The sequence below is a fragment of the Parabacteroides sp. AF17-28 genome (genome assembly GCF_003479205.1).
GTDB lineage: Bacteria > Bacteroidota > Bacteroidia > Bacteroidales > Tannerellaceae > Parabacteroides > Parabacteroides acidifaciens.
Window position 1 is genome coordinate 9,750 of the sequence record NZ_QUGV01000007.1, and the last position, 15,697, is coordinate 25,446.

The following is a 15,697-nucleotide window of genomic DNA, read 5'->3' on the forward strand; positions in this document are numbered from 1 at the left end:
TCCGTTCTATGTATCAAGACTTAAAAGAGTTATTTGGGAAGGAAATCCCTTCGGTCAAGAAGTTTAACCTTAAATTGAGTACATTACCTACCGAAAAGCACCCCTTCTATTATAAGGCGGCCTACGACGCCGCTTTTACGGAGTGGGACACGCTTGCAAAAAGTTACCGTACATTTCTCACAAACTTGTTGTTGCACGACAAGCAACGGACCGTCGACTACCTGCGCCGGCACACGGTGTTCGGCTCGCTGGTCTACATCCTCCGCGAACCCGTCTTGCTTCGGCGGCTACTCTCGCTATCGGAAGGAAAGGGCAACGGCGGCGTCCCGTCGTACAGGCATCTGTCTTTCTGCCTACTCCTCGCTTTCGACTTCTCCGAAACAGTGGATTACCTGAGCGACAAACTGCGCAAAGACTCCGCTTCGACCGACGACCTATGCGACCTGATGGACCTGGTCCGCTTGGATAATGAGCCGGGACGCTTGTGGCCGCACACTGAAAACAAAAGCGTTCTTTGAAAGATTGTGTTGGTGAAAAGGAAAGGAAAGCGTATCTTTACGTCGTAAACCCTAAAAGGAATTATAACGATATGACACCCGTAAGAAAAATCACAGTAACCGATATTGAGGTATCAGTTTCTGTACGTCCAGATAGTAACGATTACATCTGCCTGACTGACATGGCACATTTCAAGGATAAGGAGCGGACGAATTATATAATTCAGAACTGGATGCGTTTACGTAGTACGATTGATTTCTTAGGGTTGTGGGAACGGATAAACAATCCGGCTTTTAAAAGCATCGAATTCGATGCCTTTAAAATGGAAGCAGGCACCAACAGCTTTATTCTTACTCCAAAGCAATGGATTGAAAAAACCGGGGCGATAGGAATTGTGTCCAAACCCGGTAGATATGGAGGTACTTATGCTCACAAGGACATTGCTTTTGAGTTTGGAACATGGTTGAGCCCTGAATTTAAGCTTTATCTCATTAAGGAATACCAACGGATGAAAGAAATCGAATCACATCCGCTATTAGGAGAATGGAATGTGAAACGCATATTGAGTAAAGTGAACTATACACTGCACACGGATGCAATCCGCGATTTTATTATTCCTCAGACAAATGACATCGACCAAAAGATAGCGTATGCCGATGAAGCCGATTTGTTGAATCTGGCATTATGGGGATGTACTGCCAAGCAGTGGCGCGAAGCCAATCCCAAGTATGCGGAGAAGAACCTGAACATAAGAGATATGGCAAGTATCAATGAATTAGTTGTATTGTCGAATATGGAGTCCTTTAATGCTGAACTCATCAAACGTCAGGTTGGCAAGTCCAAACGATATATGCATCTTCGTTGCATGGCGGAAGAGCAACTTTTACACCTCAATGCTATAGATGCGGAAAAGAAATTCCGAACTATTATTGACGGTAATATGTCACTCGAATAATTTCTACTTTCCCTCCTCCAACACTTTTTTTCCTATGTATTTTGACCTTATACAACTTATTAATGTTTATATTCATACTTAATTATCGTTTGTCTAACGGTGAGTGTAGCATCTTCAATAGATATTTTGCAGCTTTTGGCATTGGTCTTTTTGTTATCGCGCTGTCTTTCTTTCTAAAAGGCTACAGCAGTGATAATATCTGTCCCTTTTTCCTGTCATTTTTTTTTTGATAGGAAAAGTTTGCGTAAGTTTGCGGTTTCAAAAGAATATAAGTAGTATGTTTAAGGATAAAACAATTGTATATACATCTGGAACATTCGACATGTTCCATTACAACCATCTCCGGATGATAAATTATGCCCGCAGTATTGCGGATATATTGATCGTGGGTGTAAGCACGGATGAATTGGTGTCTTCTTATAAAGCGAAACCGATTATCCCTTTTACCGAACGCCTGCAGATTATCGAAGCATTGAAAACTCCGGATATTGTGATTCCGCAACATACACTGGACCATTCTGAAATAGTGAAAAAGCTGAATATCGATGCTTTTGTCGTGGGAGACGACTGGTACGGTAAATACGACTATTTGAAAGACTTGGGTGTACAGGTGTTTTACTTCCCTTACGGCACAGGCGTTTCTTCTTCGAACCTGAAGAAAACGATTCACGATTCTTATGAAGCGAATTTGAAGTCTCAGCGTCAGTCCAAGCCTGAATCCGTCAAAGGTTTCGGTGAAAAAGAGTGAGGGTTGCAGATGGGACAGTTTATATTGATAACAGGGGGGACAAAAGGAATCGGTAAAGCGGTTGCCTCTTGCCTGGCAAAAGCCGGGCATAATCTGCTCCTTACCTATGCTTCGGATGAAGGCGAGGCTATCCGTGCCGTAAACGGATTGCAGCAGCAGTTCGGCGTGGAGGTCGATTCGCTGCAGGCTGATATTTCCGATAAAAATACGATTGACAAGATAGAACAATACCTGGATGACCGCGACATACGGTTGGAAGCGGTTGTTTTTAATGCCGGTCTGACTTGCCGGGATCCGTTTGAGGATCTGGATATGGCAGAGTGGGAGCGGGTATTTTTTGCCAATGTGCATTTCCCGGTTTTCCTGTTGCAGCGGATTGTCCGTCGTATCGGCAAAGGGGGAAGCATTGTCTTCACCGGTTCGCTGATGGGGATTCAGCCTCATTCGGTTTCATTGGCCTATGGTGTGACGAAGAGCGCCGTGCATTCGCTGGTGAAAAATATGGTGAAATTCCTCGTGCCGTATGAACTGCGTGTGAACGCTGTGGCACCCGGTTTCGTCGATACCGAATGGCAGAAGACAAAGCCTGCCGAGATACGCCGTAACATCGAAAATAAGGTTTCGTTGGGGCGTTTCTGCGATCCGGAAGAGTTGGCGGAGGTCTATAAGATGTTAATAGAAAATAGTTATTTTAATGGCGAAGTGGTCGTTGTAGACGGCGGTTATTCGTATAAATAAAAGATAAATGAGCGATTTGGATAAGGAATACGAGGCTTCGTTGAAGTCGATAGAAACAGAAAATAAGATTGACCGGATTTTTTATCGTCCTATCGGTTTCCGCATTGCCCGTATGCTGAAAGGTACAGGTATTACTCCTAATATGGTGACTGTGGTGTCCATCTTTGTGGGGGCGGCAGTCGGTTTCTTTTTCTATCATGACGATTTGATTTATAACATATGCGGCATCCTGTTGCTGGTGCTTGCGAATATCCTGGATTGCGTGGACGGGCAGTTGGCCCGGTTGACCGGCATCAAATCGGCTATCGGCCGTATCCTGGATGGCTTTGCCGGAGATATCTGGTTCGCTTGTATATACGTTGCTTTTGCGCTCCGCCTGTCTCACGATTACGGGACGGACTGGTTCTTTGCCTTAGCGGTCCTTTCAGGCCTGTCGCATCTGGTGCAGGCTAATATCACGGACTATTACAAGACACTTCATTTGTATTTCATCAGTAAGGATAAAGGTGCGGAGTTCCAGACATTGGAACAGGTGCGTGCCCGCCATAAGGAGATGAAATACGGTATAAACAAATTCTTTTATTTCCTGTATCGTGGCTATACGCTTTTACAGGTGAAGGCTACCCCTTCCTTGCAAGGGATGCTCCGCAGTCTGCATGCCCGTTATGGGGATAATATACCGGAGGATATCCGCGTCAGGTTTCGCAAGCAGAGCAAGGAACTGATGCGGATGATCGACCTGCTGACCTTCAACGGGCGTACGATCGTAATGTTTATCGTCGTGCTGGTCGGGGAGGTCTGGTTTTATTTCCTCTATGAGATAATCGTGTTGAACATCGTTTTGCTGCTTGCCATGCGGAAGCACGAAAAGATGTGTGCAACATTCTATAAACAATAACTTATGAAAGAGAGCGTAGTAGACATCCATGATTTACAGCAGGTCGCCCCGTTCTTTAAAAGTCGTTTCGGTGCATTTCTCGGAAATGCGCTGATCAAATGGTTTAACATCGAAAAGGTAAACCGGGTACATGCTAACAACTGCCACCTGCGGGGGGCTGCTTTTACAACGGCTTTGCTGAATGATCCGTTGATTGATATTCAATACAGGTTGCACAATGCCGAAGTGTTGGACCACTTGCCGGAAGGTGCGTTTGCAACCGTCTCCAACCATCCGATCGGGTCGATAGACGGTATTATGCTGATCGATATATTTGCTTCGCGGCGTCCGGATTTCAAAGTGATGGTCAACGGAGTGTTGACAAAGATCGGCGCGATGGAAGACAATTTCGTCTCTGTCACTCCCGATTCCAACAAGCAAGGAGCCAATCCAAAAAATATAAACGGAGTCCGCCTCTCCCTGCAACAACTGAAAGAGGGCCATCCGATGGGCTTTTTCCCGGCGGGCGGTATCTCGATGTATAATAAGAAAACAAGGAGGATACAGGATTTGCCCTGGACGCACAGTGTGATCCGCCTGATCCGGAAATCCAAAGTGCCTGTCTATCCTGTCTATTTCGATTTTCTGAATTCCCGCTTTTTCTATTGGCTGGGGCGTATCGACTGGCGTATCCGTACGTTGCGGATACCGACCGAAGCGTTTAACAAACGCGGACGTATGGTCGATGTCTATATCGGCGAGCCTGTCACTCCGGAAGAAATCGGGGCGATCGCCGATGATAAAGACCTGGCCGAATTCCTGTATCAGCGGACATACGGTGCTAAAAAATAACAAAGCGGCACAGAAACCACCTGCAGATTCGGTAAATTGGATTAAGATTTGTAATTTTGGCAGGTTAAACTGAAATAATTACAGATAGAAGATATGATTAAGGTTGACGTGCAACAGATAAAGCAGCGTTTTGGGATTATCGGCAATAATGCCGCGTTGAACCGTGCTATCGATGTTGCCTTACAAGTCGCTCCGACGGATTTGTCTGTGCTGATTACCGGAGAGAGCGGTGTCGGTAAAGAAACTTTTCCTCAGATAATACATCAGAACAGCCCGCGTAAGCATGGGCAATATATAGCCGTGAACTGTGGCGCCATCCCTGAAGGAACGATCGATTCCGAATTGTTCGGGCATGAAAAGGGCTCTTTTACAGGGGCTTTGTCCGATCGTAAAGGCTATTTCGAAGTGGCGGACGGCGGAACTATTTTTCTGGATGAGGTAGGAGAGTTGCCGACCCCCACGCAAGCACGCCTGCTGCGTGTGCTGGAAACGGGCGAATTTATCCGTGTCGGTTCTTCCAAAGTGCAGAAAACAAATGTCCGCATCGTGGCGGCCACCAATGTGAACCTGACGCAGGCCGTTGCGGAAGGCAAGTTCCGCGAGGACTTGTTCTATCGTTTGAGTACGGTACCTATCCAGGTTCCTCCTTTGCGCGAGCGGGGGGAAGATATAATCTTGCTGTTCCGTAAGTTTGCCGGTGATTGTGCGGAGAAATACCGCATGCCGCCGATCCGCCTGGATGAGGAAGCACGCCAGTTGATGCTGTCGTACCGCTGGCCGGGCAACGTCAGGGAATTGAAAAATATCACCGAACGTATTTCCGTGATCGAGGAGAACCGGGATATCACAGCTCCCACGCTCCGCCTGTATCTGCCGGATCTGAATATGGAGAAATATCCGGTCCTGGTCAAGCAAGACCCGGATCAGAAGATATTTAACAGTGAACGGGAAATCCTGTACCAGGTATTGTTCGATATGAAGAAAGATGTCAATGACCTGAAAAAGTTAGTGCACGATATTATGGGAGGCAAGATGCCGATCGATGTTCCCGAAGAACCGGTGACGTATCCGCATCCGATTCATTCCGCACATCCGGTTCATCCCGTTCCCACCATCCAGGAAGCCGAGGCGGTGGAAGAGGAAGAGACGTTGTCGTTGGAAGAGGTCGAGAGAGAGATGATCCGCAAAGCGCTCGAGAAACATAACGGACGCCGCAAGAATGCCGCTGCGGACCTGAAAATATCGGAGCGTACCCTGTACAGAAAAATTAAAGAATATAATCTGGAATAAAAGATGTTGAAGAATAATAAGATATGGCTTTTCTGCCTGATCGGGCTGATCGTGACGGCTTGTTCGATCTCCTATAAGTTTAATGGTGCCTCTATCGACTATACGAAGGTCAAGACGATCACCATCAAGGATTTCCCCAACCAGGCCCCGCTGGTCTATCCGCCCCTTTCGCAGAAGTTCACGGAAGCCCTGAAGGATATTTATATCCGCCAGACCCGCCTGCAACTGGTCAACAGCAATGGCGACCTCGATCTGGAAGGTGAGATCACCGGCTACGACCTGACTCCTATGGCAGTCAAGGAAGATGCCTATGCGTCTCAGACCAAGCTGACGATTACGGTGCGTGTCCGCTATTCCAACCGGGTGAACCCGGAAGAAGATTTCGAACAGAGTTTCTCGGCTTATCGCGAGTTCGATGCGACTCAGATGTTACAGCAGGTACAGGACCAGTTGTCGGAAGAGATTACGGATGAGTTGGTCGACCAGATTTATAATGCAACCGTTGCTAACTGGTAAGGATGAAAGCGGCTGATTTATATCAATTGATGGGAAATCCCACGCTGCTGACTGAGGAAACGCTTCCCCAGTTGAAGCAGATCGTGGACGAGTTTCCCTATTTTCAGATAGCCCGGATGCTTTACCTGAAGAATCTGGCTGTCCTGAGTGATATACGTTTCAGCGCTGAACTCAAAAAAATGGCGATATTTATTCCTGATCGCAGGAAACTGTTCACCTTGATAGAAGGAGAGCGCTACGGTCTGCAATCCAAGCCGGTAGAAGAGGAAACACCGTCACAGGAAGATGCTTTTTCCTTGATTGACGCTTTCCTGTCCAACCGAGAAGAGGAGGAACCGAAGGCAGATGCTTCTCTCTTGTTCCAGCCGTCCGTTTCGTCCGATTATATCTATTGGTCGCTGACAAAAGAAAACGAACAGCCCGAGGAAAAAGAAGAGGTCCGTTTGCAGCATCACGACCTGATCGACTCTTTTATCCGCAACGAGGAACAGCGCCCGCCCGGAAGCGGTCTGAATCTGGATGCGGAAGCTCCGGAAGCAAGCGCTCCCGAAAATCTGGCCGAGCTGGAAGAAGGACAGCATAAATCGCTGGACGACTCCTATTTTACCGAGACTTTGGCCCATATTTACATAAAACAGAAGCGATATGAGAAGGCATTGCAAATAATTAAAAACTTAAACTTGAAATATCCAGAAAAAAATGTTTACTTTGCAGACCAAATCAGATTTCTTGAAAAGTTGATTATTAACACTAAAAAATAAAACAAAGATGTACGTATTTATTTCTATCTTAATCCTGATCGCATCTATACTATTGATCTTGATTGTATTGATACAGAACTCAAAAGGCGGAGGTCTGGCTTCAGGATTCTCTTCTTCTAACCAAATTATGGGGGTACGCAAAACCACGGACTTTCTTGAAAAAGCAACATGGAGCCTTGCCGGTACCGTTGTTGTTTTAAGTATTGTGATTACTGCTTTCATTCCAAGAGCTCAGCACACTACCCAGTCTGAAATCAAAGAACAGATAAACAACGCTGTAACGATCGATCCGAATACGGTAGCTCCTGACTTCGGTACGGCTCAGCAGCCTGCTACAGCCCCTGTTCCTTCTGAAGATACTCCGGCTAATTAATTAGAAACGAATTTTCTGATATAGAGAAGAGGTATTCCGCAACCGGGATGCCTCTTTTTTTGTTATCTTTTATATAATTATCGATAAATGGATAGATATAATTGATCGTGGGAGATATTATTTTCTTGTATCTTTGTCTGAAAAGGATGTGCAAACAGGCACCCTCCTCTAAACAGTAAACAAATATGATGGACTTGATTAACTTTAATGGATTATTGATAGGTATCGCAACCTTCTTGATTATCGGGCTTTTTCATCCGGTCGTAGTGAAAGCGGAATATTACTGGGGCACGAAATGCTGGTGGATTTTTCTCCTATTGGGTATTGCCGGAACAATCGCCTCTTTGCTGATCGAAAGCGTCTTCTTTTCGGCCATTTGCGGCGTTTTCGCATTCTCTTCCTTCTGGACAATAAAGGAGGTGTTCGAACAGGAAGAACGTGTCCTCAAAGGCTGGTTCCCTAAGAATCCAAAGCGGACCTATCCGGAAAAGTAAAGTCCGCTCAGTATTTGAGGGTTGCTACCATGACAACCGGATTATCGTCATCTTTGAGGTTTTCCAGTATCTTGACCAGTTGATCCCGTTTCTCAGGGAGAAGGACTTTTGTCTGCTTCAGTTTTTCGATGTCGATCTGTTCTAACGAATTGTATGTAAATGTTACGAATATGACGTAATTTGTTGTTGTGTATGTTTTTGCGGACTAAGTTAGCCCGAATGTAAAGGAGAAAATTCGTTTATGGATTGAATTAAGGCGAACCGGAGAGGAAGTAGGGGCGGAGTTTTAAATCCATCCCTACTATGTTGATTATGGAAAAATCAATTATTCTGCTTGGATATGTATTGAATTATTTCCGCAGCTGCCAACATCATCGCACCAGGTCCATATACCTCTGTCATTTCCCTGGTTACTTTTTGAGGATCAGCTCCTATTGGCTGTACCCATCCTAACATCCCATCGGAATGAACTGCTTCAACTAAAGCCCTCCATCCTTTTATCGCCTGCTGCTTAAAGCGGGATTCTTCCAGTAGCCCTTGATTTATTCCCCACCATAATGCATACGTGAACAATCCGGTGGAGCTGGTTTCCGGGGAAGGATAAGACTCCGGGTCAAGCATACTGGCGTGCCAGTATCCCTGGTTATCCTGCAAAGATGCTATCTTTATCATCATCTCTGTAAACAGTTGCTTATATCTGGAACGAGACGGGAAGTCTGCCGGCATATAATTCAGTATTTGACAAAGTCCACCAACAACCCATGCATTTCCTCTTCCCCAGAAAACCTTTTTCCCATTCTTTTCTTTTTTGCCAAAGTAATTGGAATCCCGGTAAAAAAGAGAATCATTTTTATCATACAGATAGTCATATGTCGCCCAAAACTCTTGATCCATAAAAGATAGGTATTTAATGTCGCCTGTGATTTTGGAAAAAGCGGCAAATGAAGGTGGTGCCATATATAATGCATCTGCCCATGACCAACGGTCCTTGCTGTCTAATGTTTTCATTTGTAATGAATTTCTGACCGGATTATTGATTACAAAATCCAACTTTGCCAATGAGTGATGAAGCATTCGTTTGTTATGTTCTTTTTCATATAATTTGGCATACATCAGACAAATTGCAAAATCATCTGCAAAATAAATGCTGTTTTGACTTGTATTAGTTGCATAATTATTTTGGTGGGCAATATTCAAACACCAGTTCTTGATTTCAGGAGAATCCGAATAATCCAGCCAGGTTGCTAATGCTGAAAGGAAAACACCGTTTGCCCATGTCATATCATTCAACTCTTTCCAAACACGGTTATCGTTCATATTCGGATAAGCATTGATCTGCCATAAAACAACATCCGTCACTACTTGTTTTATAGAATCGACTTCTATCTTTTTTGAATATTCTTTCGCTTCAATTTGAAAGAAGATAAATAGAGAAAAAATGCAAGGAAGAAACTTCATTATAAATCTATTATTCATTTTTTGTTTATTGATTAATAAAGTAGGGAGAAACTGTATTTTTCGTTTCTCCCATATTATATTTACCAAAGCGGATTTTGTTCACATAACGTATTTGTTTGTAATTCCTTTGCCGGAATAGGTAAATACTCATGTTTTTCCTGAAGATTTTTCGCTCGTATCGGATCTGCTTTCAGAATAGCATCTTTTAGTATTCCCCAACGGCGTAAATCATAAAAACGTTCTCCCTCTTTAAACAGCTCTACATATCGTTGGTGGATAATTTCATCTTTAACAGCCATTTTGTCCGTTGTACCCGAATAAGGATTCAGGTTTGCTCTTTCCCGAATTTGATTAATGTAATTAATCGCTTGTGACTGATTTCCCAATTCATTTTCAATTTCGCCGAGTAACAGGAGTACATCTGCAAAACGAAATGCACGATCATTAATGAAAGAACGGGCTGTTGGATCTTCGGCTGTCATCGTCTGCCAATTTTGATATTTAAGCAGCCAAATCAGTTTAGCATCAGATATGTTTGCACCGGAGAAAACTTCCTGAAAAGATTTCATATAATACATGCATCCCGGATAATCCCAGGCTGCAGTCATTCGTACCCGGTAATCAATTGAGTCATTTTTATCCTTTTCCATAAGCAATGTGTTTAGTGCTTGTTCTGAGATTGTCGCATTAAACCATCCTCCTACTGCCGCAGCCGAATAATCCATACCCACCGGTGTTCCCTGTGCTGAATTTGCATCTTCTCCATTATCCCAAACAGAAGTTCCTCCCAAGTCCTCAAAAGGAATTTCAAAAATGCTTTCTTCATTGTTTTCATGTTCTGCATCAAAATTCCATTCATAATCATCTACGAGCTTATATGTATAAGGTGCTTTAGTTAGGGGTTCAAGAATATCTTTTGCCTTTTGCCAGTTTTCCATGTAAACATGAATTTTTCCTAAAAAGGCAAAGGCTGCACCTCTGGTTGGACGTCCGACCTCGGCCGTTTGTTGAAGCAGTTTTCCAGCTTCTGTAAAATCACCGATTGCTTGTGCATAGACATCTGCTTGTGGTGATTTTTTGATAGCAAATGTAGACGGATCTTGTGATGCAGCAGCACGGATGGGCACATCACCAAACTCCTTTGCCAAAATAAAATAGAACAAACCTCTTAGAAAATAAGATTCTCCTTTGATTTGATTTTTAAAGGAATCGGAAAATGATGTCTCTTCAATCTTTTGTAAAATAAGATTTGTTCTGTAAATACCCGAATAGCAGGCCGAAAATATACCCTGAATAACACCATTTGTATTTGAATTGGTAAAAATATGCAAGGTATATATATCAGGTGTGTTACTACGCCACAAGAACTCATCTCCGCGAGTATTGCGGATTCGTACGCCTGTACGGCCATAATATCCGGTGTTTGTATTTTTCAGTAAGGGATAGACTGCTGTCAAAGCAGACGAAAACTGTGCTTCCGTTTTCCAGAAATCACTATCTGTTAGCTTATTAGGATTCGACAGATCAAGTTTACTATCACATCCTGTTATCCAGAGAACAATGAAAAAGCAAAGTGATAAATTCAGTATAGTTTTCATATGATATTCAGTATTAAATTAGAATGAGACATTAAGACCTAACATAAATGTTTTATTAAGAGGATAAATAAAATTATCCACACCACGAGACATGGCTGCTCCATTGTTTACATCTGGTGTATATCCGGAGTATCCGGTAATTGTAAACAGGTTTTCCATATTTACATATACTCTGCATTTATTTAACCCTTTGATAAACCGGGGAAGCGTGTATCCAACCTGGATATTTCTAAGCCTGACATACGAACCATCTTCCAGATAGCGATCGGATTCGGGACGGAGATTGCGATTTGTATCGTTCCAGGTCAAGCGCGGATATGAAGCATTTGTATTTTGTTCCGTCCAATAATCTAACGTCGAAGAAAGATAATTGATTCCGGCTGTAGTATTCTCCAGATAGACTTTAGTGGCATTATATATTTTGTTCCCAAAATTACCTTGAATTCCTACCATGATATCGAACCATTTCCACTGGGCATTCAAATTCAATCCCATAGTGAAAGAAGGGAATGGGCTTCCTAAATAAACGCGGTCACCATCATCAATCGTCCCGTTATTATTTACATCTTTGAATCGTACATCACCGGGAACTGCAGCTGGTTGGATTAATTTACCGTCTTTACTGTGTGCCTGGACTTCTTCTGTATTCTTGAAAAGCCCATCTGTCGGAATTAGCCAAAAACCACCGATAGGATATCCTTGTAATGTTTTTGATGTATTGACATTCGAAGTTCCGCCTGTACTTCCAGCCCAAATGACCTGATCACCGGTTCCCATCTCAGTTACATTATTTTTCATGATATTACCCACAAAACTGGCTCCATAGGAAAAATCGTTCTGAACCTGGTCTCTCCATGAAACTGAAAATTCGAAACCTTTGTTTGAAATTTTTCCTGCATTCCGGACCGGATCATTAGAGCCTCCGGTTGATGGTGGAATGGGCACTGTAAGTAAAATATCTTTTGTGTTCTTAATATAGTATTCACCGGTAAAACTTAATCTATTCTGAAGAAGGATCATGTCTAATCCAATATTGGTCATGGCTGTTTCTTCCCAACGGATAGAAGGACTGGAAAATTCTTTCGGGAATGAACCGTAATCAAGTCCGCCTTTTCCATTCGGGTAATTCATGCCGGAAGAAACGGATGATTGATACAGGTAATTACCGATTTCCTGGTTACCTAAAACTCCATAACCGCCACGTACTTTCAACTGATCCAACCATTCGAACTTTTTCATAAACGATTCTTCCGCCATATTCCAGCCCAATGAAAAAGAAGGAAAATTCCCATAACGGTTATTAGATCCAAAACGAGAAGAACCGTCACGGCGTAAGGTCGCAGTAAATAAATAACGATTCTTATATGAATAAAATACGCGAGATAGAATAGAACTCAGACTGGACTTGCTTGAAGTACCGTCATTATTCCGGTTAGAAGTTGCTGCCGTAATTTCATAGATACCTTCAGGTAGTTCCATCCCCGAAGCCATAGTGTACCGGTAGTTATCCTCTTGGTATGTGTAGCCTAATAAGGCTGAAACTTTATGATCGCCAAATGTTTTGTCGTATGTGAAAATATTCTCTATAAGAATATTGTTGCTTTTTGTTGTGGTTCGCTTAAGAGATGTTTTTGCATTTCGTACAAGCCCTGTGTCATAGATTCCATCATACTCCATGCCATCCCCGAAACTAAAACCCGGTGTGGCCGTTAATTTGTATTTCAGTCCAAAAGGAAGTTCCATCTGAGCATATATATTTGCATTGACAGAATAGGATTTGGCATCGTTCTTTCTCAAATTCCGGTCTGCGTTTACTAATGGATGCGGATTATTAAATACGTCGCCGTACAAATGTCCGTATCCGCCTACTCTTGTCGGATCATATTTCGCTTGTGTCGGAATCGCAAACAAAGTTGTCGCCAGATAGGATATGTTACCGGCATCAGAGGTATTGGGACCGAGAGTTGTGGACATTTGCAATAAGATGTTGTGTCCGAATGTAAACCATCCTCGTTTGTAATCGGATTTGGCTTGAATATTGAAACGTTCATAATTAGTTTCTTTCATAACACCATCCTGATTGAAATAGCCTAATCCGACATAATAAGTATATCCCTTATTACCGCCTTTTACAGATGCATTATAGTTTTGCATCAAAGCATTCCCCATGATAATTCTTTGCCAGTCATTATCCTCTTTGGTTGATAAATCATTTGCCATATCCAATATCGGTTTACCTGCAGCTGTACGGGAAGCGGTCGATACTTCCGCCCATTGTGCTGCGTTCAGCATACTAAGGTATCTTTCAGGTGTCTGAACTCCTAAATTCATTGAAAAATCTAACTGTGGAACACCTTGTGTATCTACACCGTTCTTTGTCGTCACAATTACAACACCATTAGCAGCACGTGAACCATAAATAGCTGATGCTGATGCATCTTTTAGTACATCAATGCTCTGAATATCATTTGGATTGATGTGATCAATGCCTTCAAAATACATTCCGTCGACAATATAAAGAGGGGTGCTGTTATTTAGTGTGCCTATACCACGAATCATAATACGACTTCCGGCTCCAGGTTTACCGCCTTGGGAAACGATGTCGACACCAGCCAATTTACCTTGCAATGCATTCATGATATTGACATTACTTTCCGTATTCAGTTTGTCTGTCGAAATATTGGCAACAGCTCCTGTTAAATCTGACTTTTTCTGAACACCATAACCAATAACGACAACTTCATCCAATGCCTGTGAATTTTCAGCCAATACGATATGGAATGTCTTTTTCCCGGAAATAGTTATTTCCTGTGTATTAAAGCCGATATAGGATATCTGAAGAATTGCGTTGGCAGGAACTTCAATTGAAAAGTTACCTTCGATATCCGTAATCACACCAAGTGTCGTTCCTTTTGCTAACACATTAGCCCCTGGGATCGGTTCTCCTTTCGGATCGACTACGGTACCGCTTATTTTTCTGTTTTGTTGCATAACAGCCTCTTTCAGGTTCTTCTTAGTCAACAAAATCTGTTTATTAACGATTTCATAAGAATAATTTGTCTGATTAAACATTTGGTAAAGGATATCTTCGACCGAACCATTCTTTACATTCACATTAACCTTTTCATTTACATTAACCTGGTTGTCGTAATAAAAGAAAGTAAACTCACTTTGATCTTCTATCTGCTTCAGTATATCTGAAATTTTCGTGTTCTTAGTGTTGATCGAAAATTTAGCGACTTGTGCATACGAAGAAGCTATTGCAGAGTTAAATACTACTATTAACAAAGCTATCGAGATCTTCATAATACGGAATGTTTTTGTTAAAAGAGCTGAACTCGTAGCCCTTTTCCTAAATAAATTCATACATTTGATAGTTTTAAGATTTTACAAAATAGGTAGTTGCCGTCAAACTGCTACCTACGGATAAGAAAATTCTGGAAGTCGGAGTCTGTATGTGCAAAATACACTCCGACTTTTTTGCGACTAAGGACCGTTTATTTTCATGATAATTAGATATTAATGAGTAATTATTTGGAGGCTTTCAAAATATAGACATCATCTTTTTTAGTGAATCTGACGGGGGAAGTAAATCGTAATAAATTTAATATGTTTTCGGCCGATTCATCACGGATAGTGAATGTGTACCGATATTGAGAGGCTATTTCTGCCGAACATTCTATTTGAATACCATACCATTGCTCTAAGCGTGGAATAATAACTGATAGTTGTTCATTGTTAAAAGATGGATTTTTTTTATCTCGCCATTGTGTGTACCGATCAGCATCAACATTGAATATTTGTATCTGCTTATTTGAACGTGAATAAACAAATTTTTTATTAGGTGTGAGTATTTGTTCTGATATTATGCTGGTAGATTCGCTACCCGTCATGATTTTTATTTTACCATTCAGCAGAATTGTTTCTATCTTGTCGTTTTTTTGGTAATTAAATAACTCGAATGCCGTCCCCAATGCTGTAACTTCCATGTCAGAAGTCGAAACGATAAACGGTTTGTTCTTATTGTGCGCTACTTCAAAGAAGGCTTGTCCTTCAAGGCTGACTAATCGTGTTTTGCCGTCAAAATGGTCCGGATAAGAAAGTTTGCTGCCAGGTCCGATTTTTACCTTCGTCCCATCAGGTAAAGTACATGTCTCAAACCGTTGAAGACCTGTTGCCACAACAAAGACAGTCTCTTTTGTCTGCTCTCTCGTCAATAGAAGAATACCAGATCCTATGCTAAGAAGTAAAAGAAAGGAGGCGGCAATGCTATATAGTTTATAGAAAGTGAAATATCTATTGTTAACACGATTATTGATGGCCGAATGGATTATATTCCAAATTCTATCCCCATCAATCTGCTCCTTATTTGTTTCGGGTGTCGCATTCCATTGCTTTTCCAGTTCATTGCGAACGACTGGATTTGTAAATAGCTGCTCTACCAATTTTTGACTGATGGGTGCATGAAGAATTTGCTTAATCAGTTCATTTATCTGTTTCATGATGTATTAATTAGTCTGTATATAATTAAAAACACCC

The 15,697-nt window shown here is 42.3% G+C and carries 15 protein-coding genes; 11 read left to right on the plus strand and 4 right to left on the minus strand.

Annotated features, from left to right (window positions below; translation table 11 throughout):
* The 11 genes from DWW90_RS06480 to DWW90_RS06530 form a co-directional block, all read left to right on the plus strand.
* Positions 1–518, plus strand: a 518-nt coding sequence (locus DWW90_RS06480) for a hypothetical protein (RefSeq protein ID WP_233547660.1), incomplete at its 5' end; no start/stop codon positions are given.
* A gap of 71 nt (positions 519–589) precedes the next feature.
* Positions 590–1,453 (plus strand): KilA-N domain-containing protein, encoded by an 864-nt coding sequence (locus tag DWW90_RS06485; protein ID WP_122344505.1) that lies wholly within the window; start codon positions 590–592, stop codon positions 1,451–1,453.
* Positions 1,454–1,730: 277 nt separating this feature from the next.
* Positions 1,731–2,201, plus strand: a complete 471-nt coding sequence (locus DWW90_RS06490; protein WP_115500447.1) for an adenylyltransferase/cytidyltransferase family protein — start codon at positions 1,731–1,733, stop codon at positions 2,199–2,201.
* A gap of 9 nt (positions 2,202–2,210) precedes the next feature.
* Positions 2,211–2,939 carry an SDR family NAD(P)-dependent oxidoreductase gene (locus DWW90_RS06495; protein WP_122344409.1) on the plus strand — a complete coding sequence of 243 codons (729 nt, stop codon included), beginning with the start codon at positions 2,211–2,213 and terminating at the stop codon, positions 2,937–2,939.
* 7 nt (positions 2,940–2,946) lie between these two features.
* Complete coding sequence (locus DWW90_RS06500; RefSeq protein ID WP_115500445.1) at positions 2,947–3,837, plus strand: CDP-alcohol phosphatidyltransferase family protein; 891 nt, start codon at positions 2,947–2,949, stop codon at positions 3,835–3,837.
* Positions 3,838–3,840: 3 nt separating this feature from the next.
* Entirely contained in the window at positions 3,841–4,668 is an 828-nt protein-coding gene (locus tag DWW90_RS06505) for a lysophospholipid acyltransferase family protein (protein ID WP_122344410.1), read from the plus strand.
* 93 nt (positions 4,669–4,761) lie between these two features.
* Positions 4,762–5,958 carry a sigma-54-dependent Fis family transcriptional regulator gene (locus DWW90_RS06510; protein ID WP_115500443.1) on the plus strand — a complete coding sequence of 399 codons (1,197 nt, stop codon included), beginning with the start codon at positions 4,762–4,764 and terminating at the stop codon, positions 5,956–5,958.
* 3 nt (positions 5,959–5,961) lie between these two features.
* Positions 5,962–6,474 (plus strand): LptE family protein, encoded by a 513-nt coding sequence (gene lptE / locus DWW90_RS06515; protein WP_115500442.1) that lies wholly within the window; start codon positions 5,962–5,964, stop codon positions 6,472–6,474.
* Between the two features lie 2 nt (positions 6,475–6,476).
* Complete coding sequence (locus DWW90_RS06520; protein WP_122332999.1) at positions 6,477–7,235, plus strand: hypothetical protein; 759 nt, start codon at positions 6,477–6,479, stop codon at positions 7,233–7,235.
* Positions 7,236–7,242: 7 nt separating this feature from the next.
* Entirely contained in the window at positions 7,243–7,608 is a 366-nt protein-coding gene (gene secG, locus DWW90_RS06525; protein WP_115500440.1) for a preprotein translocase subunit SecG, read from the plus strand.
* 188 nt (positions 7,609–7,796) lie between these two features.
* Entirely contained in the window at positions 7,797–8,102 is a 306-nt protein-coding gene (locus DWW90_RS06530; RefSeq protein ID WP_122344506.1) for a DUF4491 family protein, read from the plus strand.
* 321 nt (positions 8,103–8,423) lie between these two features.
* Here the strand turns inward: DWW90_RS06530 and DWW90_RS06535 are convergent, their stop codons facing one another.
* The 4 genes from DWW90_RS06535 to DWW90_RS06550 form a co-directional block, all read right to left on the minus strand.
* Complete coding sequence (locus DWW90_RS06535; protein ID WP_147382403.1) at positions 8,424–9,578, minus strand: glycoside hydrolase family 105 protein; 1,155 nt, start codon at positions 9,576–9,578, stop codon at positions 8,424–8,426.
* Positions 9,579–9,640: 62 nt separating this feature from the next.
* Positions 9,641–11,158, minus strand: a complete 1,518-nt coding sequence (locus tag DWW90_RS06540; protein WP_122344412.1) for a RagB/SusD family nutrient uptake outer membrane protein — start codon at positions 11,156–11,158, stop codon at positions 9,641–9,643.
* A gap of 18 nt (positions 11,159–11,176) precedes the next feature.
* Positions 11,177–14,464: a TonB-dependent receptor gene (locus DWW90_RS06545; RefSeq protein ID WP_122344507.1), complete on the minus strand. Its 3,288-nt coding sequence runs from the start codon at positions 14,462–14,464 to the stop codon at positions 11,177–11,179.
* 224 nt (positions 14,465–14,688) lie between these two features.
* Positions 14,689–15,660, minus strand: a complete 972-nt coding sequence (locus tag DWW90_RS06550; RefSeq protein ID WP_122344413.1) for a FecR family protein — start codon at positions 15,658–15,660, stop codon at positions 14,689–14,691.
* Positions 15,661–15,697 lie beyond the last annotated feature (37 nt).

What these genes read in the sequence shown, in the direction of transcription:
- DWW90_RS06550 (WP_122344413.1), bottom strand. Translation starts at nt 15,660, where the DNA reads ATGAAACAGATAAATGAACTGATTAAGCAAATTCTTCATGCACCCATC.
- DWW90_RS06540 (WP_122344412.1), bottom strand. Translation starts at nt 11,158, where the DNA reads ATGAAAACTATACTGAATTTATCACTTTGCTTTTTCATTGTTCTCTGG.
- DWW90_RS06530 (WP_122344506.1), top strand. Translation starts at nt 7,797, where the DNA reads ATGGACTTGATTAACTTTAATGGATTATTGATAGGTATCGCAACCTTC.
- DWW90_RS06485 (WP_122344505.1), top strand. Translation starts at nt 590, where the DNA reads ATGACACCCGTAAGAAAAATCACAGTAACCGATATTGAGGTATCAGTT.
- DWW90_RS06520 (WP_122332999.1), top strand. Translation starts at nt 6,477, where the DNA reads ATGAAAGCGGCTGATTTATATCAATTGATGGGAAATCCCACGCTGCTG.
- DWW90_RS06535 (WP_147382403.1), bottom strand. Translation starts at nt 9,578, where the DNA reads ATGAATAATAGATTTATAATGAAGTTTCTTCCTTGCATTTTTTCTCTA.
- DWW90_RS06500 (WP_115500445.1), top strand. Translation starts at nt 2,947, where the DNA reads ATGAGCGATTTGGATAAGGAATACGAGGCTTCGTTGAAGTCGATAGAA.
- DWW90_RS06545 (WP_122344507.1), bottom strand. Translation starts at nt 14,464, where the DNA reads ATGAAGATCTCGATAGCTTTGTTAATAGTAGTATTTAACTCTGCAATA.
- DWW90_RS06510 (WP_115500443.1), top strand. Translation starts at nt 4,762, where the DNA reads ATGATTAAGGTTGACGTGCAACAGATAAAGCAGCGTTTTGGGATTATC.
- lptE (WP_115500442.1), top strand. Translation starts at nt 5,962, where the DNA reads ATGTTGAAGAATAATAAGATATGGCTTTTCTGCCTGATCGGGCTGATC.
- secG (WP_115500440.1), top strand. Translation starts at nt 7,243, where the DNA reads ATGTACGTATTTATTTCTATCTTAATCCTGATCGCATCTATACTATTG.
- DWW90_RS06505 (WP_122344410.1), top strand. Translation starts at nt 3,841, where the DNA reads ATGAAAGAGAGCGTAGTAGACATCCATGATTTACAGCAGGTCGCCCCG.
- DWW90_RS06490 (WP_115500447.1), top strand. Translation starts at nt 1,731, where the DNA reads ATGTTTAAGGATAAAACAATTGTATATACATCTGGAACATTCGACATG.
- DWW90_RS06495 (WP_122344409.1), top strand. Translation starts at nt 2,211, where the DNA reads ATGGGACAGTTTATATTGATAACAGGGGGGACAAAAGGAATCGGTAAA.